This is a genomic window from Kitasatospora sp. SC0581, from assembly GCF_048159585.1.
In the GTDB taxonomy this organism is placed as follows: Bacteria; Actinomycetota; Actinomycetes; order Streptomycetales; family Streptomycetaceae; genus Kitasatospora.
This window is the reverse complement of record NZ_JBLRWA010000019.1, coordinates 110279-132620: the sequence shown is the minus strand read 5'-3', so window position 1 is coordinate 132620 and position 22342 is coordinate 110279. Positions and strand designations below refer to the sequence as shown.

Annotated in this window: 18 protein-coding genes; 9 read left to right on the top strand and 9 right to left on the bottom strand. The window is 72.6% G+C overall.

The window, feature by feature from the left end:
• Positions 1-53 precede the first annotated feature (53 nt).
• From ACLWS4_RS25555 to ACLWS4_RS25545, 3 genes are all read right to left on the bottom strand, one after another.
• Complete coding sequence (locus tag ACLWS4_RS25555) at positions 54-1241, bottom strand: alkaline phosphatase family protein (RefSeq protein WP_049653320.1); 1188 nt, start codon at positions 1239-1241, stop codon at positions 54-56.
• Between the two features lie 44 nt (positions 1242-1285).
• A complete protein-coding gene (locus ACLWS4_RS25550; protein ID WP_049653318.1) occupies positions 1286-1885 on the bottom strand; it encodes a DUF5998 family protein in 600 nt (199 codons plus the stop codon).
• A gap of 91 nt (positions 1886-1976) precedes the next feature.
• On the bottom strand, positions 1977-4793 hold the full coding sequence (locus tag ACLWS4_RS25545) for a GNAT family N-acetyltransferase (protein ID WP_416875310.1): 2817 nt from the start codon (positions 4791-4793) through the stop codon (positions 1977-1979).
• Positions 4794-5020: 227 nt separating this feature from the next.
• On the opposite strand from ACLWS4_RS25545, the gene ACLWS4_RS25540 reads away from it, so the two are divergent.
• Complete coding sequence (locus ACLWS4_RS25540) at positions 5021-5302, top strand: HPr family phosphocarrier protein (RefSeq protein WP_049653316.1); 282 nt, start codon at positions 5021-5023, stop codon at positions 5300-5302.
• 88 nt (positions 5303-5390) lie between these two features.
• On the opposite strand, the gene ACLWS4_RS25535 is transcribed toward ACLWS4_RS25540, so the two are convergent.
• From ACLWS4_RS25535 to ACLWS4_RS25525, 3 genes are all read right to left on the bottom strand, one after another.
• A complete protein-coding gene (locus tag ACLWS4_RS25535) occupies positions 5391-6584 on the bottom strand; it encodes an RtcB family protein (protein WP_416875309.1) in 1194 nt (397 codons plus the stop codon).
• 319 nt (positions 6585-6903) lie between these two features.
• On the bottom strand, positions 6904-8268 hold the full coding sequence (locus tag ACLWS4_RS25530; protein ID WP_074005706.1) for a M16 family metallopeptidase: 1365 nt from the start codon (positions 8266-8268) through the stop codon (positions 6904-6906).
• A gap of 20 nt (positions 8269-8288) precedes the next feature.
• Complete coding sequence (locus ACLWS4_RS25525; RefSeq protein ID WP_416875308.1) at positions 8289-9638, bottom strand: M16 family metallopeptidase; 1350 nt, start codon at positions 9636-9638, stop codon at positions 8289-8291.
• Positions 9639-9935: 297 nt separating this feature from the next.
• On the opposite strand from ACLWS4_RS25525, the gene ACLWS4_RS25520 reads away from it, so the two are divergent.
• The 6 genes from ACLWS4_RS25520 to ACLWS4_RS25495 all read left to right on the top strand — a co-directional run bounded on the left by ACLWS4_RS25520 (position 9936) and on the right by ACLWS4_RS25495 (position 16908).
• Positions 9936-12386: a DNA gyrase/topoisomerase IV subunit A gene (locus ACLWS4_RS25520; RefSeq protein WP_074005662.1), complete on the top strand. Its 2451-nt coding sequence runs from the start codon at positions 9936-9938 to the stop codon at positions 12384-12386.
• A 189-nt stretch (positions 12387-12575) separates the two neighbouring features.
• Entirely contained in the window at positions 12576-12881 is a 306-nt protein-coding gene (locus ACLWS4_RS25515; RefSeq protein ID WP_416875307.1) for a hypothetical protein, read from the top strand.
• 7 nt (positions 12882-12888) lie between these two features.
• Positions 12889-14139, top strand: coding sequence for a hypothetical protein (locus ACLWS4_RS25510; RefSeq protein WP_416875306.1), 1251 nt, complete (start codon positions 12889-12891; stop codon positions 14137-14139).
• Positions 14140-14151: 12 nt separating this feature from the next.
• Positions 14152-15210 (top strand): hypothetical protein, encoded by a 1059-nt coding sequence (locus ACLWS4_RS25505; RefSeq protein WP_074005665.1) that lies wholly within the window; start codon positions 14152-14154, stop codon positions 15208-15210.
• Between the two features lie 19 nt (positions 15211-15229).
• Positions 15230-15967 (top strand): hypothetical protein, encoded by a 738-nt coding sequence (locus tag ACLWS4_RS25500; RefSeq protein WP_416875305.1) that lies wholly within the window; start codon positions 15230-15232, stop codon positions 15965-15967.
• A 38-nt stretch (positions 15968-16005) separates the two neighbouring features.
• Positions 16006-16908 (top strand): sucrase ferredoxin, encoded by a 903-nt coding sequence (locus ACLWS4_RS25495; RefSeq protein ID WP_416875304.1) that lies wholly within the window; start codon positions 16006-16008, stop codon positions 16906-16908.
• Between the two features lie 57 nt (positions 16909-16965).
• Here ACLWS4_RS25495 and ACLWS4_RS25490 read toward each other — a convergent pair whose 3' ends face one another.
• From ACLWS4_RS25490 to ACLWS4_RS25480, 3 genes are read right to left on the bottom strand one after another with little or no spacing between them, the layout of a single operon-like run.
• Positions 16966-18027 carry an ABC transporter substrate-binding protein gene (locus ACLWS4_RS25490; protein ID WP_416875303.1) on the bottom strand — a complete coding sequence of 354 codons (1062 nt, stop codon included), beginning with the start codon at positions 18025-18027 and terminating at the stop codon, positions 16966-16968.
• 35 nt (positions 18028-18062) lie between these two features.
• Positions 18063-18968, bottom strand: coding sequence for an ABC transporter permease (locus tag ACLWS4_RS25485; protein ID WP_396276614.1), 906 nt, complete (start codon positions 18966-18968; stop codon positions 18063-18065).
• Positions 18958-19767 (bottom strand): ABC transporter ATP-binding protein, encoded by an 810-nt coding sequence (locus tag ACLWS4_RS25480; RefSeq protein WP_049650781.1) that lies wholly within the window; start codon positions 19765-19767, stop codon positions 18958-18960. The genes ACLWS4_RS25485 and ACLWS4_RS25480 overlap by 11 nt, the downstream gene beginning before the upstream one ends.
• Before the next feature lie 269 nt (positions 19768-20036).
• On the opposite strand from ACLWS4_RS25480, the gene ACLWS4_RS25475 reads away from it, so the two are divergent.
• On the top strand, positions 20037-21632 hold the full coding sequence (locus ACLWS4_RS25475; RefSeq protein WP_117489753.1) for a sensor histidine kinase: 1596 nt from the start codon (positions 20037-20039) through the stop codon (positions 21630-21632).
• Positions 21632-22318: a response regulator gene (locus ACLWS4_RS25470; protein ID WP_416875302.1), complete on the top strand. Its 687-nt coding sequence runs from the start codon at positions 21632-21634 to the stop codon at positions 22316-22318. Before ACLWS4_RS25475 ends, ACLWS4_RS25470 begins: the two co-directional genes overlap by 1 nt.
• The last annotated feature ends 24 nt before the right edge of the window (positions 22319-22342 follow it).

Here is a 22342-nt window from a genome sequence, read left to right as displayed (position 1 = left end):
CAAGGGCCTTTCACATCAAGGGAATTCGGGCGCAGAAGAGTCGATCGAGCGGCTCAGCCGCGGACTTCGAGCAGCGGCACGAACTGCTCGACCGGGGTCATCGAACCGTGCAGACCGATCATCGCGGACTCGCCGGGCTCGTTGCGGGAGGCGGTGATCGCGATGTCGTCGCGCGCCGCGGCGACCACGTCGCCGATCCGCGCGTACACCCGCTCGTCCACGGCCGGACCGAACCAGCCCGCCGCGATCGCCTGGTCCCGGGTGGCCACCCACATCCGGTCGCCCAGCACCTCACTCCAGACCGCGTGCACGTCGGCCGCGGCCCCCGGCACCGCGTACACGTGCCGGGCCCGGCCCTCGCCGCCGAGCAGGGCGACGCCGGCGCCCAGCTCCCAGTCCTCGTCGAAGTCGATCCGGTCCTCCGGCGCGATGTCGATCATGCCGTGGTCGGCCGTCACGTACATCGCCGAACGCGGCGGCAGCTGCGCGGCCAGCCGGCGGGCCAGCCGGTCCACCGCGTCCAGCGTCATCCGCCACTCGTCCGAGTCCACGCCGAAGCGGTGGCCCGCGCCGTCCAGCTCGCTGACGTACGTGTACACCAGCGCCCGGTCGTGCTCGGCCAGCCAGGAGGCCGCCAGGTCCATCCGCTCCTCGCCCGTGGTGCGGCCGAGGAAGGTGCCGCCGGACAGCGCCACCCTGGTCAGCGGGGTCTGGGCGAACAGCGGGGAGGAGACCTGCGCGGTCGCCACCCCGGCCTGGTGGGTGCGCTCGAAGACCGTCGGGTACGGCTGCCAGGCGTGCGGCTCGGTCGGCGGCTGCCAGCGCAGCTGGTTCATCAGGTAGCCGGCGCCCGGCACCGCCACCGTGTACCCGGCCAGGCCGTGCAGGCCCGGCGGCGTACCGGTGCCGACCGAGGCCAGCGAGGTCGCCGTGGTGGACGGGAAGCCCGCGGTCAGCGGACGGCCGCTGCCCCCCATCGAGCTCCCGGCCAGCGAGGACAGGAACGGCGCGTACTCGGGGTGGCGCAGCAGCAGCTCCCAGCCCAGGCCGTCCACCAGGAACACCACCACCCGGTCCGCCGGGGCGATCGGGAGCGTCGCGGTGAACCCGGGGACGCCCAGCCCCGCCGCCACCGAGGGCAGCAGGTCGCACAGCGAACCACTGCCGTACGGGGGCGCGGGGGCCGTGGCCGGGTCAAGGATCTCGAAGGCGTCGTAGCCGTCGGCAGGAACGAAGGACATGGAACCGGATTCGTAGCGGTGCGGTCGGTCGGAAGCGGCGGAACTCAGACCCGCGGGCCGGTGCTGATCGTCGCGTCGGACAGCGCCCGGGCGAACACCAGCGCCTGGGACACCGTCTCCGGGCCGTCGCCGGCCTCGCTCACCCGCAGGGAGAGGTCGTCGGCCGTGGCCGAGCCGGTGTAGCCGTGGTCGGCCTCGCAGTTCGGGTCCGAACAGCCGGCCGGCTCCAGGTCCAGGCGCTGCACCGCGCCCCAGCCGATCGTCAGCACCACCTCGCGCGGCAGGGTGCCCGGGGTGTACGTCTCCGGGTTCGCCACCATCCGGCTCACCACCACCGAACCGATCCGGTCCAGCCGGACGCTCTCCGTCGAGGTCGTCGCGAACGGCACCGCCGGGCTGCCCTCGGCCCCGGACTGCTCGTCCGTGTGGCTCACCACGAACCGGGTCGGGGTGAGGACCAGCACCGTGACGTGCCGGCGCACCTCGTTGGCGTCGAAGGTCGTCTCCTGGTGCACCAGGTAGGAGCTGATCGGCTCCGGGCCCACCGCGGACTCGACCGCCTCGGACACCAGGGCCGGGTAGTAGCCGCTGCGCTCGATAGCCGAGCGCAGGTCCTGAGTGGTGGTGGTACCGGTCTTCGCCATATCTCCATCCTGGCATGGTCCGCCGACGAAGCGGGCGGCACGGCGCCGAGCTTCGGACAACAGCGCCCGGGCAGGGCGCAACCAAGGAAGGTTACAGCGTGCTCATCGCGCGCGGGCCCAGATCGCTGCGGACCGGCAGCGGCGCCACCCGCACCCGCGCCCCCAGGATCGCCAGTCCGTGCGGGGCCACGACCACCGGTTCGAGATCCACCGAGGCGATCTCCGGCACGTCGTCCACCAGCTGCGACACCCGTAGCAGCAGTTCCTCCAGCGCGTCGGTGTCCACCGACTCGGCGCCGCGCCAGCCGAACAGCAGCGGCGCCGCCCGCACCTCCCGGATCAGCCCGGCGACGTCCTGGTCGGTGGCCGGAACCAGTCGGTGCGCGGTGTCGCCCAGCAGTTCGGCCGGGGCGCCGGCCAGGCCGAAGGAGAGGATCGCGCCGACCGCCGGGTCCACCGTGGCGGCGATCACGGTGTCCACGCCGCGCGGCGCCATCCGCTGGACCACCAGCTCGGCCTGCGCGGCGCCGCCGAGCAGCGCGTCCAGCTCGCGGTGGGCGCGGCGCAGGCCCGCCTCGTCGGTCAGGTCCAGCCGGACGCTGCCCAGGTCGGGGCGGTGGCGCAGGTGCGGGGCGGTCGCCTTGAGGGCCACCGGGTAGCCGAGCGCCGCGGCGGCCGCGACGGCGGCCTCCTCGTCCGGGGCCGGCCGCACCGGCGAGACGTCGATCCCGTAGCGGGCCAGCAGCTCCTGCGCCTCGGCCTCGGACAGGGTGATCCGGGCGCCGCCGGGCTGGGTGCGTGCGGCGACGGCGGCCCGGGTGCTCAGCGCCGCCTCCACCAGCCGGCGGGCGCCGGGCTCGTCGATCCGGTCCAGCTCGGGGACGCGCGCCGTCTCCTCCGCCGCGGCCGTGCGGCGGCGCCACTGCGCGTAGTGCACGGCGTGGGCGAGGGCGTGCACGGCCCGCTCGGGCGCCGCGTACGCGGGGATGCCGCCGGGGCGCAGCCGGACCGGCAGGTCGGTCAGCGCCAGGTGGGTGAGCAGCAGCGGCTTGCCCAGCTCCCGGGCGCGGCCACCGGCTTCGAGCAGCGCGGCGGCGATCTCCGGGTCGTCCGAGCCCATCGCGGGGTCGTCCTCGCCGGTCAGCCGGCCGCCCATGAAGGCGTGGGCGGAGGTGCCGATCGGCGGGATGGCGACGGCGATCACCGCGTCCACGGCCGGATCGGCGAGCGCGACGTCCAGGGCGATCCGGAAGTTCTCGCCGGTCGCGGCGGTGGTGAGGTCGACGGGCGTGCACGGGCGCAGGCCGGCGCTCAGCAGGGCGTCGTAGGTGAGCAGGCCGAGCGAGTCGGAGTTGCCGACCACCGCGACCCGGTTCCCCGGCGGCAGCGGCTGCTGGGCCAGCAGCTCGCCGGTGTCGTACAGCTCGGTGATGGTCGACACCCGGATGACGCCCGCCTGCTCGAACAGCGCGTCCACGGTGGCGTCGCGCAGGCCGGTGGCGGTGGCGGGGACGGCGTGGCCGGGCGGCAGGCTGCCGGTGTGCCGGGCGCCCTTGACCACCACGACCGGCTTGACGGCGGCCAGCCGGCGGGCGATCCGGGTGAACTTGCGCGGGTTGCCGAAGGACTCCAGGTACAGCAGCACCACCTGGGTGGCCTCGTCCTCGGCCCAGTACTGGAGGAAGTCGTTGCCGGAGACGTCGGAACGGTTGCCGACCGAGGCGAAGGAGGAGACGCCGAGGCCGCGCTTGTGGGAGGCCTCCAGCAGGGCCACGCCGATCGCGCCGGACTGGCAGAAGATCCCGAAGCCGCCGCGGCCGGGCAGGCGCGGGGCGAGCGAGGCGTTCAGCGGGCGCTCGGGGTCGGTGTTGATCAGGCCGAAGGCGTTCGGGCCGATCACCCGCATGCCGGCCGCGCGGGCCTGGCGGACCAGCGCGCGCTGCCGGTCCCGGCCCTCCGGACCGGTCTCCGCGTAGCCGGCGGTGACCACCACCAGGCCCTGCACCCCGTGGGCGCCGCACTCGGCGACGGCGGCCGGGACGGCGCCCTCGGGGACGGCGATCACCGCGAGGTCCACCGGCCCGGGAATGTCCAGAATCGAACGGTGGACCGGGACGCCGTCCAGCTCGGTGCCGGGCGCGGCGTTGCGGTTCACCGCGTACACCGGGCGGTCGGCCGGGGCCTCGTCCCCCAGCAGGTCGCGCAGGATGGCCCGGCCGACGGTCTGCGGGGTGCGGGAGACCCCGATCACCGCCACCGAGCGCGGGGTGAGCAGGCGCTGCACCGAGCGCGCCTCGGCGCGGTGCTCGCGGGCGCGCATCACGGCGAGCGAGCGGTCGGTCTGCTCCAGGTCGAACTCCAGGTGCACCACGCCGTCGGCGAAGCTGCGGTGCTGGGTGTAGCCGGCGTCGGTGAAGACCTTCACCATCTTCCGGTTCTCCGGCAGCACTTCGGCCTGGAAGCGGCGGATGCCGCGCTCCTGCGCGACCGCCGCGATGTGCTCCAGCAGGGCGGAGGCCACGCCGCGGCCCTGGTGGGCGTCCTGCACCAGGAAGGCCACCTCGGCGTCGGTGCCGGTCTCGGAGGGGCGGCCCTCGGCGTCGATCCGGTCATACCGGACGGTGGCGATGAAGCGGTCGCGGACCACCACCGCGAGGCCCACCCGGTTCACGAAGTCGTGGTGGGTGAAGCGGCGGACGTCCTTGTCGGAGAGCCGCGGATAGGGGGCGAAGAACCGGAAGTACTTGGACTGGTCCGACACCTGCCCGTAGAACTCCACGAGCCGTCCGGCGTCGTCGGGGGTGATCGGCCGGATCCGGGCCGTACCTCCGTCACGCAGCAGGATGTCCGCTTCCCAGTGCTGCGGATAGTCGGGTTGCGCGGGCTTCGCCACCGCGGGGTCTTCCACATTCGTCAGGTTATCCGGCGGCGAGCCGAATGGCGCCGGGCGCGTGCTCACGGCAGGGTGGACAGGGCCGTCGACCGGGGTTTATGCCCCGAAAAGAAACAATCACAAGTCCTGAACGCTGCGGTTCCCAGGGGCCGCCTGCGTGCAACACTGGTCTAGACAACATGGCCGTTTCCCCCCGCTCACCGAGCACGGCCGTGACCAGCTTCACCGGAAAGGCACGTCTCATGGCTGAGCGCCGCGTCACCATCGGTTGGGCCGAGGGCCTGCACGCCCGTCCCGCCTCCGTCTTCGTCCGGGCCGTCACGGCCACCGGCGTGCCGATCACCATCGCCAAGCCGGGCGGCAACCCGGTCAACGCCGCCTCCATGCTCGGCCTCCTCGGCCTGGGCGCCCAGGGCGGCGACGAGGTCATCCTCGCCTCCGACGCCGAGAACGCCGACGACGCGCTCGACCGCCTCGCCAAGCTCGTCTCCGAGGGCCTCGACGAGCTCCCCGCCGCGGCCTGAGCCGCGCAGCACGCACCCGATCGGGGTGCCGCCGGATTCCGGCGGCACCCCGATCGGCTTTCCGGCCGCCGTGCTCCGGCCGGCCTGGTCAGCCCTTGACGCAGACGACCTGCTTGAGGTGCGCGACCACCTCGACGAGGTCCTTCTGCTGCTCGATGACCTTCTCGATGTTCTTGTAGGCGCCCGGGATCTCGTCCACCACGCCGCCGTCCTTGCGGCACTCCACGCCCTTGGTCTGCTCGACCAGGTCCTGGGTGGTGAACCGCTTCTTCGCGGCGTTGCGGCTCATCTTGCGGCCGGCGCCGTGCGAGGCCGAGTTGAACGACGACGCGTTGCCCAGGCCGCGGACGATGTAGGAACCCGTCCCCATCGAGCCGGGGATGATCCCGAGATCGCCGGAGCCGGCCCGGATCGCGCCCTTGCGGGTCACCAGCAGGTCGACGCCGTCGTACCGCTCCTCCGACACGTAGTTGTGGTGGCAGCTGATGACCTCGTCGAAGGTCACCCCGGCCTTGGTGAACTCCCGACGGACGACGTCCTGGAAGAGCGCCATCATCAGCGCGCGGTTGAGCTTCGCGTACTCCTGGGCCCAGAAGAGGTCCTGCCGGTAGGCACCCATCTCCGGGGTCTTCGCGAGGAAGACCGCGAGGTCCTGGTCGATCAGGCCCTGGTTGTGCGGCAGCGAGCGGGCGACGCCCATGTGGTGCTCGGCCAGCTCCTTGCCGATGTTGCGCGATCCGGAGTGCAGCATCAGCCAGACCGCGTCAGTCGTATCAACGCACAGTTCTATGAAGTGATTTCCTCCGCCGAGCGTCGCCATCTGCTGCATCGCCCGCTCGCGCCGCCACTTGACGTCCTCCGCGATGCCGTCGAAGCGCTGCCAGAAGTCGTCCCAGCCCGCCGTGCGGAAGCCGTGCAGCTTGGACGGGTCCACCGGGTCGGTGTGCAGGCCGCGGCCGACCGGGATGGCCCGCTCGATCTCGCGGCGCAGGCCGGAGAGGTCGTCCGGGAGGTCCTTGGCGGTGAGCGAGGTCTTCACCGCGCTCATCCCGCAGCCGATGTCGACGCCGACGGCCGCCGGGCAGACCGCGTCCTTCATGGCGATGACGGAGCCGACCGTCGCGCCCTTGCCCAGGTGGACGTCGGGCATCACGGCGAGGCCGTGCAGCCAGGGCAGCGAGCTGATGTTGCGCAGCTGCTGGAGGGCCTGGCCCTCGACGGTGGCCGGGTCGGTCCACATCCGGATCGGGACGCGGACGCCGGGTACCTCGGTGTACGACATGGGTGAACGACCTCCAGAGGTCGGGTGGTTCGGGGAAGGTGGTGCCGCGCGAGGAATCCCGGCGCGGCTCGGGGAAGTTCAGGGGGGGTGGGGCTCAGGCGCCCGGGGCGACGGTGCAGGGATACGGCCTCGGGGAGCGTCGTATGGCTTGCTCGACCCGCATGGTGACCGCCTCCCTTCCTTCGTCGCAGTTCGCACGTGCTGTGCGTCGGGGAACATCTATCCACGGAACGGGCGCGGCCCGCAACGGATTTAAAAACGCGTCCGGCCCGGCGGAGCGGGTGCTCCACCGGGCCGGAGGGTGTTCCGGGAGGGGCCGTCAGCTGACGACGGTGACCTCGCCGATGCCGAGCGCCCGCACGTCGTCGGCGATCACGGCGGCGTCGCCGACCAGGACGGTGACCAGGCGGTCCGGCGGAAAGGCCGCGACGACCGCCTCGGTGGCGGCGGCGGTGGGCAGTTCGGCGAGCTGCCGGTAGACCTCGGCCTGGTAGTCGTCCGGCAGGTACTGCTCGACCTGGTCGGCCAGGGTGCCGGCGACCGAGCCCGCGGTCTCGTACTTCAGCGGGGCGACGCCGACCAGGAACTGCACGGCCTCGTCGCGCTCGGCGTCGGTGAGGCCCTCGGCGGCGAGGGTGCGCAGGATGACCCAGGTGTCGGCCAGCGCGGGGGCGGTGGAGGCGGTGTCCACCGAGCCGCTGATGGCGAGCATGGCGCGCCCGCTGCCGTCGGCGGCCGAGCGCAGCGGCTGGGCGAAGGCGCGCACGCCGTAGGTGTAGCCCTTCTCCTCGCGCAGGACGCGGTCCAGGCGGGAGGTGAGGGTGCCGCCGAGGCAGTAGGTGCCGAGGGTCTGGGCGGCCCAGACCGGGTCGTGGCGGTCGGGTCCGATCCGGCCGATGAGCAGCTGGGTCTGGACGGAGCCGGGGCGGTCCACGATGACGACGCGGCCGTGGTCGTCGCCGGTGACCGGGGCGTGGACGGACGGCTCGGCGGCCGTTCCGGTCCAGGTGCCGAGGGTGCTCTCCAGCAGCGCGGGCAGGTCGACGCCGGTGAGGTCGCCGACCACCACGACGGTGCTGGTCGCGGGGCGCACGTGGCCGTCGTAGAAGGCCTTGACGGCGGCGCGGTCGATCGACTTGACGGTGTCGGCGGTGCCGGCGCGGGGCCGGGAGAGCCGGTCGGCGGCGTCGAAGAGCTCGGCGTACAGGGCCTTGGCGGCGCGCCGGGCGGGGTTGGCCTGCTCGTGGACGATCTCGTCCAGGCGGTTGGCGACCAGCCGCTCGATCTCCGCCTCGGGCAGGGCCGGGGCGCGCAGGGCGTCGGCGAGCAGGGACAGGCCGCGCTGGAGCCGGGAGGCGGGGACCTCCAGGGAGATCCGGATGCACGGGTGGTCGGCGTGCGTGTCGAGGGTGGCGCCGGCGCGCTCCAGCTCGGCGGCGTACTCCTCGGCGCTGAGGGTGTCGGTGCCCTCGCTGAAGGCGCGGGCGAGGATGCCGGCGACGCCGTCGAGGCCCTCGGGCTCGGCGGCGAGCGGGACGTCGAGCAGGACCTCGACGGCGACCAGCTGCTGGCCGGGCCGGTGGCAGTGCAGGACGGTGATGCCGTTGCCGAGGGCGGCCCGCTCGGGGGCGGGGAAGTCCCAGGGGCTGGGCGTGCCCGGCCGGGGCTGCGGGTGGAAGGTCATGGCGGGGACGTAGTCGGTGCTCATACGGCGGCACCCTCCTCTTCGGAAGCGGCGCCGGAGTCGGCGTCGGTCTCGGCGGCGGCGGTCGGCTCGTAGGCGAGGACGGCCCGGTTGTCGGGGTGGAGCCGGGCCTTGGCGATGGCCTGGACCTCCTCGGCGGTGACGTCGAGGACCTTGGGGAGGGCGTCGTTGAGCAGCTCCGGGTCGCCGAACAGGACGGCGTAGCGGCACAGTTCGTCGGCCCGGCCGGCGACGGTGGTGAGCCGGTCGAGCCACTCGCGCTCGATCTGGGCCTGGGCGCGTTCGAGCTCCTCGGCGGTGGGGCCCTCGGCGGCGAAGCGGGCGAGCTCCTCGTCGACGGCGGTGCCGATCTGCTCGATGGTGGCGTCGCCGGAGGTCTTGACGTCGAGCCAGCCGAGGCTGGGGGCGCCGGCCAGCCTCAGCAGGCCGAAGCCGGCGGCGACGGCGGTGCGGTCGCGGCGGACCAGCCGGTTGTAGAGGCGGCTGGACTCGCCGCTGCCGAGGATGGTGAGGGCGAGGTCGGCGGCGTCGGCCTCGCGGGTGCCGTCGTGCGGGAGGCGGTAGGCGGCCATCAGGGCGCGGGAGGGGACGTCCTCGTGGACGTCCCCGCGGATCTCGCGGCCGATCGTCTCGGGGAGCTCGCCCGAGCGCGGGGGCTGCTTGCCGTCGTGCGCGGGGATGGAGCCGAAGTACTTCTCGACCCAGGCGACGGTCTGCTCGGGGTCGATGTCGCCGACGATCGAGAGGACCGCGTTGTTGGGCGCGTAGTACGTCCGGAAGAACGTCCGGGCGTCCTCCAGGGTGGCCGCGTCGAGGTCGGCCATGGAGCCGATCGGGGTGTGGTGGTACGGGTGGCCGTCGGGGAAGGAGAGCGCGGTGAGCTTCTCGAAGGCGGTGCCGTACGGGACGTTGTCATAACGCTGGCGGCGCTCGTTCTTGACGACGTCGCGCTGGTTCTCCATGGACGTCTCGTCGAGCGCGGCGAGCAGCGAACCCATCCGGTCGGCCTCCAGCCAGAGCGCGAGCTCCAGCTGGTGGGCGGGCATGGTCTCGAAGTAGTTGGTGCGCTCGAAGCTGGTGGTGCCGTTGAGCGAGCCGCCGGCGCCCTGGACGAGCTCGAAGTGCCCGTTGTTGGTGACGTTGGCCGAGCCCTGGAACATCAGGTGCTCGAAGAGGTGGGCGAGGCCGGTGCGGCCCTTGACCTCGTGCCGGGAGCCCACGTCGTACCAGAGGCAGACGGCGGCGACCGGGGTCAGGTGGTCCTCGGAGAGGACTACGCGCAGGCCGTTGGCCAGGCGGTGCTCGGTGATGGCGATGCCTCGGCTGGAGGCGGGGGCCGGGTTGGCCATGCGCTCGGGTCCTTCCCGTCGTCGATGTCGGGGGTTCGTGTGGCGTCCCCCATTGTGGTGCAACGTGCGGGAGCCGTGTTCGTGTCCGCGCGGACGGGGCCGTTCGCCAGGGGCGGAAGAGGGCCGCTGACCGGGAGTGTCGGCCCGAGGGTCCACAATGGGGGCGCCGCGCCCTGTCGACGGCACCCGGTTGACGGGTCCGGCGGCGGGACGGTGCGGAGACGAGCGACGACCGCCCCCCGGCGTTCGGCGACCGACCGAGACACAGCCAGCGACACGTAAGGGAGCCCCGCCGCGATGGCCCGCCGCAGTTCGCAGACCCCGCCGCCCGGAGACTTCGAGGAGCGGATCCTCGACGTCGACGTCGTGGACGAGATGCAGGGCTCCTTCCTGGAGTACGCCTACTCGGTGATCTACTCGCGTGCACTGCCCGACGCGCGGGACGGCCTGAAGCCGGTGCACCGCCGGATCCTGTACCAGGCCAACGAGATGGGCCTGCGCCCGGAGCGCGCGCACGTGAAGTGCGCCCGCGTGGTGGGCGAGGTGATGGGCCGGCTGCACCCGCACGGCGACCAGTCGATCTACGACTCGGTGGTGCGCATGGCGCAGCCGTTCTCGATGCGGCTGCCGCTGATCGACGGGCACGGCAACTTCGGTTCGCTGGGCAACGACGACCCGCCGGCCGCGATGCGCTACACCGAGTCGCGGCTGACGGCCGCCTCGATGGCGATGGTGGAGTCGATCCACGAGGACACCGTCGACTTCGGCCCCAACTACGACGGCAGCGAGCAGGAGCCGCTGGCGCTGCCGGCCGCGTTCCCCAACCTGCTGGTGAACGGCGCGACGGGCATCGCGGTCGGCATGGCGACGAACATGCCGCCGCACAACCTGTCCGAGGTGGTGGCCGCGGCCCGGCACCTGATCAAGCACCCGAACGCGGACCTGGACACGCTGATGCGGTTCGTGCCCGGTCCGGACCTGCCGACCGGCGGGCGGATCGTGGGCCTGTCGGGCATCCGGGACGCGTACGAGTCGGGCCGCGGCACGTTCAAGATCCGGGCGACGACGACGGTGGAGGCGGTGACGGCCCGCCGCAAGGGCATCGTGGTCACCGAGCTGCCGTACAACGTCGGCCCGGAGAAGGTCATCTCGAAGATCAAGGACCTGGTCAACGCGAAGAAGCTCCAGGGCATCGCGGACGTCAAGGACCTGACCGACCGCGAGCACGGGCTGCGGCTGGTCATCGAGGTGAAGAACGGCTTCGTGCCGGAGGCGCTGCTGGAGCAGCTGTACAAGCTGACGCCGCTGGAGGAGACCTTCGGCATCAACAACGTGGCGCTGGTGGACGGGCAGCCGCTGACGCTGGGGCTCAAGGAGCTGCTGGAGGTCTACGTCGACCACCGCTTCACCGTGGTGCGCCGGCGCAGCGACTTCCGCCGCCGCAAGCGCGAGGAGCGGCTGCACCTGGTCGAGGGCCTGCTGGTGGCGCTGCTCGACATCGACGAGGTCATCGCGATCATCCGGTCGAGTGACAACGCCCAGCAGGCGAAGGAACGCCTGATGGAGCACTTCTCGCTGTCGGAGACGCAGACCGCGTACATCCTGGACACCCCGCTGCGGCGGCTGACCCGCTTCGACCGGGTCGAGCTGGAGCAGGAGAAGGAGAAGCTGACCTCCGAGATCGCGGACCTGACCGAGATCCTGGAGTCGGACACCAAGCTGCGCAGCGTGGTGTCGTCCGAACTGGGCGCGGTGTCCAAGCAGTTCGGCACCGAGCGGCGCACGGTGCTGCTGGAGGCGGGGGCGGTGCCCTCCGCCGCGCTGGCCGTGCCGCTGGAGGTCGCGGACGACCCGTGCCGGGTGCTGCTGTCGTCGACGGGCCTGCTGGCGCGGACGGCGGACGGCGAGCCGTTCGAGGAGTCGGAGAAGCGGGCGAAGCACGACGTGATCGTCTCGGCGGTGCACGCGACGGCCCGGGCGGACGTCGGCGTGGTGACGTCCGCGGGCCGAGTGCTGCGGCTGCCGGTGATCGACCTCCCGGCGCTGCCGCCGACACCGTCGCCGACGCTGGCGGGCGGGGCCGCGGTGGGCGAGTTCCTGCGACTGGAGGACGGGGAGCGGGCGCTGGCGCTGACCACCCTGGACGAGTCCTCGCCGGGGCTGGCGCTGGGCACGCTGCAGGGCGTGGTGAAGCGGGTGGTGCCGGAGTGGCCCGCGAACAAGGACGAGTTCGAGGTGATCGCCCTCAAGGAGGGTGACGAGCTGGTGGGCGCGGTCGAACTGCGCACCGGCGAGGAGGACCTGGTCTTCATCGCCTCCGACGCCCAACTGCTGCGCTACCCGGCCGGCCAGGTGCGTCCGCAGGGCCGCCCGGCGGGCGGCATGGCGGGCATCAAGCTGTCGGACGGCACGCGGGTGCTGTCCTTCACGGCGGTGGACCCGGCGGCGGACGCGGTGGTGGTCTCGGTGGCCACGGCCACGGGCACGCTCTCCGACGGCGAGCAGACCAGCTGGAAGGTCACCCCGTTCGAGCAGTACCCGCGCAAGGGCCGCGCCACCGGCGGCGTGCGCTGCCAGCGCTTCCTGCGCGGCGAGGACGCCCTGGCCTTCGCCTGGGCCGGCGCCGCCCCGGCCCGCGCCGCCACCGCCAAGGGCGCCCCGGTCGACCTGCCCGAGCGCGACCCGCGCCGCGACGGCTCCGGCACCCCGGTCACCACCCCGATCGCGGTGGTCGCCGGCCCGGCGTAACGGCTCCCGCCCGAGCGGAGGGGCACCGGACATCGTCCGGTGCCCCTCCGCTTTTTCGTGCCCGCCCGGCCGGGATTGCGGAACGGCGATCTCCAATTCCCGGTCATGGCCTGAACTTTGCCCTCCCATGGGTTAGGTTCACCGAACAGGTGCTCCACACCGCGTCACAATCCTTGGGGGGATGGGGAGTTGACCGATCAATTCAAGATCGACATGGACCGGATGAGAACGGTGTCCAAGCAACTCGACGAATGCGCCAAGCGCATGAAGACGGTCGCCAAGAGCCTGGAGAACGCCGGGATCGCCCGCCAGACCGGCAACGCGTGGCTCGACTCGGCATGCCTGGGCTTCGAACGCCACTGGCACGGAGCGATGGGTCGGATGGGCAAGCTGGCCCACAACCTCCACGAGGGCCTGGACGAATCACTCAAGGCCTACTCGGACAACGAACAGGGCGTCGCGAAGGCCTACAGCGCAGCCGGCAGCAGGGACTGACTCCACCATGGGTGACAAGAACTGGCCGGGCCTCGGCTTCTGCCCGGCCCCGGGGGACCTGGCGGGCATCGCCAAGATGTACGCGGACGTCGACGCCGTAGCCCGGGAACTGGAAGAACTGCGGAGCGCACTCGCCGGCATCGGCTCCGACGGCGGCGCCTGGGAGGGCGAGGCGGCCCGCAAGTTCGCCGACAAGCTGGGCCAACTGCCCAAGTACCTCACCCAGGGCCACGAGTCGATGGCCGCCTGCTCGCGGGCCCTCAAGGCCTGGCACACCCAGCTCTCCGGCATGATCACCACCGGCCGCACGATGGAGGCCGAAGCCGTCGAGCTGCGCACGCGGCTGGCCGACACGGACGGCCAGGTCACCTCCCTCGGCAACACCCTGAAGGGCTACGCGCAGAACGGCGGGCAGACCGCCGACAACGTGATCAACCGCGCCCAGGCGCAGTTCGACGCGGCCCGGGAGGCCAGCACCCGCTGCCACCACCAGCTCGACGAGGTCATCAAGCGCGCCCACAAGCAGCTGGAGGACCACCGGCACAAGGCCGAGGCCGCCGCCAAGGCGATCGTGGAGGCGTCCCGTCACCACCCGCCGGACCCGGGCCTGTTCAAGCGGATGCTGGACAACGTGAAAAAGGCCTGGAACAAGTCGTTGGACTTCCTGTCCGACCATGCCGACATCCTGTCCATGATCTCGGCCGGACTGACGATCGCCGCGCTGTTCACCCCGTTCGGTCCGGTGCTGGTCGCCGGGGCCGTGCTGACGAGCGCGGGCGCGCTGAGCGGGCACGGCATCGCCAAGCTCCGTGGCAAGGACGTGTCGTGGATGACCCTCGGACTGGACTCGTTGGGCTTGATCCCCGGCTACGGGCTGGTCAAGGGCTTCGCCACCGCCGCCAAGGGAACCCGAGCCGCGAACGCCGGCGGCAGCGCGCTCGCCATGGCCAGGCTTCCGATGTCGACCAAGGCCGTCACCACGTGGATACCCAAAGGCGCGAGCTGGCTCAGCCAGTCGGAAAGGGCGCCCAATGTCGCCCGCGTCTTCTCGGACAAGGTCGCGTCCCGCTTGTCGGCGCTCGATCCCGCGAAGGTCACGGCCAGTGCGAAGGCGGCCTCGATCGTCTACGGCGCGTACAAGCAAGTGGACAAAGCGATCGAGAGAAGGGCGGCGGCGCAGCCCGTCGTGCTTCCCGGGCCGCTCGCGAGGCCCGCAGTCCGGCCGGTGTCCGCCCCGTTCCTGAACGCCGTCGGCTGAGAGGAGAGACCCATGGCCAAGGACCTCCATGCCACGCTCCCCGTCGAGGGCGGACGGATCGCCTCGGTGCCCGAGGTGGCCGAGGCCGCGCGACGGGCCGAAACGCTCTACGGAATCAACCTGCTGCACGACTACGTGGCCCGCGATGTGGTGACCAAGCACCTGCGGATGCGGAACCAGCAGGACTGGTACTCCGAACTGGCCGGCCTGTTCATCATCGGGGGAATCGCGGGTGCCGTGTTCTTCGGCGCGTCGATGAGTTCGCCGGCCGAGGGACGACAGGTGGCCGGCCTGGTGGCGGCCGTCCTTGCGATCCCCGTCGGCATCTGGATCGGGATCCGCGGCATGTCCTGGGAGGCGGAGAAGAAGACCGCCTCCGTGCACTTCACCACGTACGTGGGCCTGTTGAACCGGGCACGGGGAGCCGGTCTGACGGTCACGATCCCCCCCGAGTGGGGAGTCGCCGCCGAGCGGGCCTCGTGGGAGGAAGGCGCGACCGCTCCACCACAGCCGCCGGCCGCCCGGGGCACGTCCTCCACCAGTCCGGCTCCCCCGCAGCCGGCCGCGACACAGCCGACCTCGTGGTGGCCGGCCGACGCCGTGATCGACCCGAAGTTCCCGGTACTGCCGACCGCAGCACTCGCGCGCCACTGGGCCCTGGCCGGCCGGGCCCGCGAACTCAGTGCTCCGCACGGCGTCGACTTCCTGGACGAACAGGCGGTCCGGGGACTGCTCACCGCCGTGCAGCGGTCCCGCCGGTGGATCAGCCTCTGGGGCAGGACGTTCCTCCTCACCGTGGTCGCCGGCATGGTCGTCGCTCCCATGGGCATGGACCCCGCCGGTGCCGAGTACCGCCGACAGCTCGTCTCCCTGGGGACGGGCCTGATCGCCATCGGCTTGCTCGCTGCAGTCCCCGCGCTGAAGGAGCTCTGGACCTGGCGCCGCTCCGGCCTGCGCGAGCGTGCCGACGCCTACCTCGACCTGCTGATCGAGGCCCGTACGTACGGCGTCCCGGTCCCCGTCCCGCCGTCCTGGCTGGACATCCGCAACCGCATCCGCAAGCCCGCATGACCTCAGTGGAAGGCTCCCGATGTCCGGCACTCCGACAGCCGACCGCCCCGATCCCGCTGAGGACGCACCACTCCAGATCCGCTTCATCGTCCCGCCCGCCTTCCACCAGGTACCCGTGTTCGGCACCGAGGAACAGGTGGCGGAGGAGCTCTGGGAAATGGTCTGCGAGGTCCTGGCCGCCCGGTCCGAGGAGGACCGGGCCGCCTGGGCCATGATGCTGGCCGGGCTGATCCCGTCGATGGCCGAGGCCGGGGTGATCCACGCCGGGATGTGCCTGGTGGACGTGGACGGCCGTCCGAGCATGGCCACGATCACCGCCTCGCTGTGCCCCTTGGAGGGCACCGACTACCCCGGCGCGGTGGATTTCCTGCTCACCCGGCTGGCCCTGTCCCGTCCGGAGGCGGAGGTGACCGCGGTCGAGCTGCCGGCCGGGCGGGCCGTCGCGGTGATCGACGCGGTGGCGACCGCGGTGGACGACCGGTCGACCCCGCTCGACGGCCTGGCGGTCCCGCTCGTCGACGGGGTGCTGACCACCTCGGTGATCCAGGTGCACCTGCCGCTGCCGAACGAGTCGCAGCTGCTCTCGCTGGAGCTGAGCACCCCGTGCCCGGAGGACTGGGTGCTGTACTCGGAGCTGTTCGCGGACGTCGTCCGCAGCATCCACCTGGAGTTCGCCGACCTCCCGACCGTCTCCGAGCCGATGTACGACACGGTGGACGAGGAGGTCGCGCAGCGGGTGAAGGCCGCCTTCGGGTGATCGAGTGAGGGTGATCAGCTGAGGGTAGCCTTGCCGGCGTGAGCACTTGTGCGACCGTGTCGCGTGAACTTTCGGAGCCGCTGGCCGCGACGGCGGCGGTGGCGAGCACCTGGCTGCTGGTGGAGCAGAACGGGCCGTGGGGCGCGAAGGCGCTGGGCGAGAGCCATCTGGACGCGGCGGTGGGGCGGGCGCTGGAGGCGGCCGCGGCCGGGACGGGTGTGCGGGTGGCGCTGATCCGGCGGCCCGGTCGGCACGCCGACTGCCTGCCGACCCCGCGCCACGAGGTGCTCGTGGCGCACACGGTGCCGGGCCGCGACTGGGTGCGCCGGGCGGCGGTGGCGGATCCGGCGGAGCTGCTGGGCTTGGACTTCGCGGCGCTGGGCGCCGGGGACCACACCGGCTTCGGTACGGAGCACGTCGGCGGCCCGGTGGCCCTGGTGTGCACCAACGGGCGGCGGGACCGCTGCTGCGCGCTGCTGGGCCGTCCGCTCGCGGCGGAGCTGGCGGCGGCCGGGCACAGCGAGGTGTGGGAGGTCACCCACCTGGGCGGGCACCGCTTCTCCCCCACGATGCTGGTGCTGCCGTACGGCTACGCGTACGGGCGGCTGACGCCGGAGACCGCCAAGGAGGTGCTGGCGGCGACGGCGGCCGGGCACACGGTGCCGGAGTGGTCGCGCGGCTGTTCGGGCTGGGAGCGTCCGGGCCAGGCGGCCGAGCACGCGGTGCGGCTGGCGACCGGCGAGACCGGGGTGGACGCGTTGACGCTCGTCCAGCGGCCGGACGGTGAGCGCCGCTGGCTGGTGACGGTGCTGCACCGGGACGGCCGGTCCTGGGAGGTGGACGTGATCGAGACGGTGAGCGAGCCGGCGCGGCCGGAGAGCTGCGGCAAGGCGGCGGGGACGCCGTCGCGGATGGACGTGCTGTCCGTACGAGGGCTCTGACGCACAGCGGCCCCGCGCCCGTGGGGGTGGGCGCGGGACCGCTGTCGGCGGCGGGGCTCAGCCGGCGGCCTTGGCGACGAACTCCGTGGTGTAGGTCTTCGCCAGGTCGATCGACCCCTCCTTGCCCTTCACGTCCGGGTGGAACGCGGCGAGCACCGAGAGCACCGTCTTCGGCCCGTCGGGCGGCATCACGCCGTCCGTGGTGAACATCGGCAGCGTCGCCTTGATCGCCGCCGCGTACTGCTCGGCACCGCCCTGGGCGTAGTCGGCGGGCATCTTCGCGGCGATCTCCTCGGGGCTGTGGGTGGACATCCACGTGAGGGTCTTCACGAAGGCGTTGGCGAGCTTCTGGGTGGTGTCCTTGTTCTTCTCCACCCAGTCGGTGTTCATGTACAGCGACGAGGACGGGTAGAGCCCGCCGAGCGCCTCGCGCGAGCCCTCGGGGGTGCGCATGTCGTAGAGGACCTTGCCGAGGCCCTTGTCCAGGACGGCGGCGACGGTCGGGTCGGTGGTCATCCCGGCGTCGATGCTGCCCTGCTGGAGCGCGGCGATGAAGGTCTGGCCGGCGCCGACCGCGATCGGGCTGAACTCGCTGACGGCGGTGCCGTTCTTGACCGCGAGGTACTTGGTGAGGAAGTCGGTCGAGGAGCCGAGGCTGGTGACGCCGAGCTTCTTCCCCTTGAAGTCGGCGCCGGACCTGATCGCGTCGGCCTGCTTGCTGGAGACCACCTCGACCTCGCCGGGCGCCTGGGCGAACTGCACCACGGACTCGACCTTCTTGCCCTTGGCCTGGAGGTCGATGGTGTGGTCGTAGAAGCCGACGGCGCCCTGGACGTCCCCGGCGAGCAGCGCGGTGGTGGCGTTGACGCCGGCCGGTTCGGTCATCAGCTCGACGTTGACGCCGGCCTCGGCGAAGTAGCCGAGCCGCTGGGTGAGCATCGCGGGCAGGTAGATGACCTTGTCCAGGCCACCGACCATGATCTTGACCTTGGGCCCGTCGACCTGCTGCCCGGCGGGGGCGGAGACCGCGCCGTGTCCGGCGGTGGCGGCGTCGTTGGCGCAGGCGGAGAGCGGGAGGAGCAGGAGGGCGGCGAGGGCGGCGGCAGCCGTTCTGCGCATGGGTGGGGGCCTCTCTTCGTACGGGCGGGGGAGGTTCAGCGGCCGTCGCCCGCGTCGGCGGGCTTCCAGCGGAACAGCTTCTTCTCGGCGAAGGTCAGCAGCCCCTCGGTGAGCAGCGCGACGACGGCGAGGATGGTCATGGCCGCGTACACGCCGGCCGCGTTGAAGGTGCCCTGGGCGGCCGCGACGAGCAGGCCGAGGCCCTTGGTGGCGCCGATGTACTCGCCGACGATGGCGCCGATCAGCGCGAAGCCGAAGCTGACGTGCAGGCTGGTGAAGATCCAGGTGGTGGCGGCGGGGATGACCACCTGGAGGGTGACCCTGCGGTTGTCGGCGCCCAGGATGCGGGCGTTGGCGACGAGGTTGCGGTCGACCTCGCGGGCGCCCTGGAAGGCGTTGAAGAACACCGGGAAGAACACCAGCACCACCGCGGAGGCGACCTTGGAGGCCGGGCCGAGGCCGAACCAGATCAGGAAGATCGGCGCGAGCACGATCCGCGGGATCGCGTTGAGCACCTTGATGTACGGCCCGAACACGTCGGCCAGGAAGCGGATCCGGCCGAGCGCGATGCCCAGCAGCACGCCACCGATGACGCCGATCACCCAGCCGGCGAGGGCCTCGTACAGGGTGTAGCCGATCTGCTCGCCGAGCGAGCCCTGCGCGGTGCCGTGGGTGACCCACTGCCAGATCTGGTCCCAGATCCTCGACGGCTGGGAGAAGTTGAACGGGTCGATGACGTCGGTGCGGGCGCAGACCTCCCAGAGCCCGAGGAAGGCGAGCAGCACCGCGACCCGGGCGCCGTAGACGACCAACCGGCGGTTGCGGGCGGCCCGTTCGCGGGCCTCGGTCCTCGTCGTGACGGCCGGGGGCTTCCCGGCGCCGGCCGGCGCGGCTCCCGACACGGACTCGGGCACGGAATCGGACGCGGTCTCAAGCGGCACGACCCGCTCCTCTCTCCCGGGTGATGCGCACCTCTTCGCCGAGCGAGGCCCAGATCTCGCGGTACAGCTCGACGAACCTCGGTTCCAGCCGGACGGCCTCCACGGTGCGCGGGCGCGGCAGGTCGACGGTGAAGACCTCCTTGACGGTGGCCGGTCCGGCCGTCATGACGACGACCCGGTCGGCGAGCGCGATGGCCTCGTCCAGGTCGTGGGTGACGAAGACGACCGACGAGCCGGTGCCGGCCCACAGCTCCAGCAGCTGGTCCGACATCAGGGCCCGGGTCTGCACGTCCAGGGCCGAGAACGGCTCGTCCATCAGCAGGATCGCCGGGTCGTTGACGAAGGTCTGGGCGAGCGCGACGCGCTTGCGCATGCCGCCGGACAACTGGTGCGGGTAGCGGTCCTCGAAGGCGGCCAGGCCGACCCGGCCGAGCCAGTCCCGGGCCCGTTCCCTGGCCTCGGCGGCGGGCACGCCGCGGAAGCGCGGGCCGGCCATCACGTTGGACAGGACGGTGCGCCAGGGGAAGACGGCGTCCTGCTGGAAGACGAACCCGACCTTGGGGTCGATCCCGCGCACGGGCTCGCCGTACACCCGGACCTCGCCCTCGGTGGGCTCCTCCAGGCCGCTGACCAGGGTCAGCGTGGTGGACTTGCCGCAGCCGGTGGGGCCGACGACGGCGACGAACTCGCCCTGGGCGACGGTCAGATCGAGATCGCGGACGGCGGTGTGCAACGCCCCCGAGGGGGTGCGGAAGCGTTTGGTCGCGCCGGTCAGCTCGATCGCCGGGGTCTCGGTCATGCATTCCTCCCGGTTCTGTGCTTGCCCCGGAAAGGTAGGAGCGGGCCCGGCCCCGGCGGGAGCCTTCTTCGCGTAGTGCGACTTCTCCGCATAGAGGGGTGTTCTGCTCGTTTTGCTTGCGCTACAACTGCGGGGACGCGGCTGACAGAAACAGCGCGGAAACATAAGGTGTCCCGACCCACCCCACCGGAGGCGCCCCCACCCCGCCCCCGCTCCCATCCCCGCTCCCGGACATCCGATTCCCCCGCAGCCGCCGAGAGGAGGCCCGGATGAAGCTCGCCCGCCGGCCCCGCCGGGTCTTCGCCCAACTGCTGCTGAGCCAGACCGTCGTCACCGTCGGTGTCACCGCCGTGACCGCCGGGCTGTTCCTGGCCCCGGTCAGCAGCGAGCTGGACCACGACGCGATGCAGCGGGCGCTGTCGATCGCCCAGGCCACCGCCACCGACGAGAACATCGCCCGGGCCGCCGCCGGCCGCGACGTGGTGGCCGCGCAGCGCAACGCCGAGCAGATCCGGCTGGCCACCGGCGCCAGCTTCGTGGTGGTCACCGACCTGGACGGCATCCGGCTCTCGCACACCGACCCGGGCCGGATCGGCCAGCGGGTCAGCACCGACCCGGAGCCCGCCCTCAGCGGCCGCAGCGTCACCGCCATCCAGCAGGGCACCCTGGGCCGCACCGCCCGGGGCAAGGTGCCGCTGCGGATGGCGGACGGCCGGATCGTCGGCGAGGTCTCGGTCGGCATCAGCGACGACTCGATCCGCCGCCGGCTGCTGAAGATGCTCACCGGGATCCTGCTGTGCGCGGGCGCCGGCCTCGCCGCCGGGACGCTCGCCACCCTCCTCCTGGCCCGCCGCCTCAAGCGCCGCACCCACAACATCGCGCTGGCCGACATCTCCGCGCTGCTGGTGGAGCGGGAGGCGATGCTGCACGGCATCCGCGAGGGCATGGTGGCGCTGGACGAGCACGGCCGGATCCGGCTGGCCAACGACGAGGCGTTCCGGCTGCTCGGCCTGCCCGAGGACTGCGCCGGCCGCCCGATCGGCGCGGTGCTGCCGCCGGGCCGGCTGGCGGACGTGCTCGCCGGGCGGATCGCCGGCGCCGACCTGCCGGCCGTCCGGGACGACCGGGTGCTGGTGGTCAACCGGACGGCCACGCCCGAGGGCGGCGCGGTGGTGACCCTGCGGGACCGCACCGAGCTGGAGTCGCTGGTCCGCGAGCTGGACACCACCCGCAGCCTGACCGAGGCGCTGCGGGCCCAGGACCACGAGCACGCCAACCGGATGCACACCCTGCTGGGCCTGCTGGAACTGGGCCGTCACGAGCAGGCGGTGGCGTTCATCTCGGAGCAGTCCGGCTCGCACGCGGTGGTCGCGGCGCGGATCGCCGAGCAGGTGCAGGACCCGCACGTGGCGGCGCTGCTGGCGGGCAAGAGCGCGGTGGCGGGCGAGCGCGGGGTGCGGCTGGCGCTGGCCCCGGCGGCGCACCTGCCGGACGCGGTGGTGGACGCCCGGGCGCTGGTGACGGTGCTCGGCAACCTGATCGACAACGCGGTGGACGCGCTGGCCGCGGGCGGCGGGGGCCGGGTGGAGGTGAGCCTGGCGGCGGCCGGCCCGACGCTGCTGCTGCAGGTCGCGGACAGCGGCCCGGGCGTGCCGGAGGAGCTGCGCGAGCAGGTCTTCGAAGAGGGGTGGAGCAGCAAGGACGCGCCCGCGCACCGTCCGCGCGGGCTGGGGCTGGCGATGGTGCGGCGGCTGGTCGAACGGACCGGCGGCCGGATCGTGCTCGACACCGGGCCGCTCGGCGGTGCCCGGTTCACCGTCGAGCTGCCCGAGGCCCTGCTCACCACCCAGCTCGTGGAGGCGTGATGATCGACGTACTCGTGGTGGACGACGACTTCCGGGTCGCGGACGTGCACGCCGCCTACGTGGCCAAGATCCCCGGCTTCCGGGTGACCGGCACCGCGCACTCGGCCGGGGAGGCACTGGCCGCCCTGGAGCGCCGACCGGTGGACCTGCTGCTGCTCGACCACCACCTGCCGGACGAGACCGGCCTCGCCCTGGTGCGCCGGCTGCGGGAACGCCAGGTGGCCTGCGACGTGATGATGGTGACGGCCGCCCGGGACGTGTCGACGGTGCACGCCGCGATGCAGCACGGCGCGCTCCAGTACCTGGTCAAACCGTTCACCTTCGCCGGGCTGCGGGAGAAGCTGGTGGCGTACGCGCAGCTGCGGCACGCGCTCGCCGCCCCGGCCCGGGAGGCCGGCCAGGACGAGGTGGACCGGCTGTTCGCGACCCTGCGCAGCGCCGCCGCCCCGGCCGGGCCGCTCCCCAAGGGCCACTCGGCGCCCACCACCGACCTGGTGATGGGCGTCCTGCGCCGGGCCGGCCGGCCGCTCTCCGCCCAGGAGGTCGCCGACGCCACCGGGCTGAGCCGCTCCACCGCGCAGCGCTACCTCAAGCAGCTGGAGCGGGACAGCCGGCTGCGGCTGACCCTGCGGTACGGCGACACCGGCCGCCCGGAGCACCGCTACGGCCTGGCGGCCCGGGCGTAGCCGTTCCGGTCGGGGCCGATGACC

Coding starts and splice junctions, on each gene's coding strand:
- ACLWS4_RS25555 (WP_049653320.1), bottom strand. CDS start 1,241: ATGTCCTTCGTTCCTGCCGACGGCTACGACGCCTTCGAGATCCTTGAC.
- ACLWS4_RS25550 (WP_049653318.1), bottom strand. CDS start 1,885: ATGGCGAAGACCGGTACCACCACCACTCAGGACCTGCGCTCGGCTATC.
- ACLWS4_RS25540 (WP_049653316.1), top strand. CDS start 5,021: ATGGCTGAGCGCCGCGTCACCATCGGTTGGGCCGAGGGCCTGCACGCC.
- ACLWS4_RS25535 (WP_416875309.1), bottom strand. CDS start 6,584: ATGTCGTACACCGAGGTACCCGGCGTCCGCGTCCCGATCCGGATGTGG.
- ACLWS4_RS25530 (WP_074005706.1), bottom strand. CDS start 8,268: ATGACCTTCCACCCGCAGCCCCGGCCGGGCACGCCCAGCCCCTGGGAC.
- ACLWS4_RS25525 (WP_416875308.1), bottom strand. CDS start 9,638: ATGGCCAACCCGGCCCCCGCCTCCAGCCGAGGCATCGCCATCACCGAG.
- ACLWS4_RS25520 (WP_074005662.1), top strand. CDS start 9,936: ATGGCCCGCCGCAGTTCGCAGACCCCGCCGCCCGGAGACTTCGAGGAG.
- ACLWS4_RS25510 (WP_416875306.1), top strand. CDS start 12,889: ATGGGTGACAAGAACTGGCCGGGCCTCGGCTTCTGCCCGGCCCCGGGG.
- ACLWS4_RS25505 (WP_074005665.1), top strand. CDS start 14,152: ATGGCCAAGGACCTCCATGCCACGCTCCCCGTCGAGGGCGGACGGATC.
- ACLWS4_RS25500 (WP_416875305.1), top strand. CDS start 15,230: ATGTCCGGCACTCCGACAGCCGACCGCCCCGATCCCGCTGAGGACGCA.
- ACLWS4_RS25490 (WP_416875303.1), bottom strand. CDS start 18,027: ATGCGCAGAACGGCTGCCGCCGCCCTCGCCGCCCTCCTGCTCCTCCCG.
- ACLWS4_RS25480 (WP_049650781.1), bottom strand. CDS start 19,767: ATGACCGAGACCCCGGCGATCGAGCTGACCGGCGCGACCAAACGCTTC.
- ACLWS4_RS25475 (WP_117489753.1), top strand. CDS start 20,037: ATGAAGCTCGCCCGCCGGCCCCGCCGGGTCTTCGCCCAACTGCTGCTG.
- ACLWS4_RS25470 (WP_416875302.1), top strand. CDS start 21,632: ATGATCGACGTACTCGTGGTGGACGACGACTTCCGGGTCGCGGACGTG.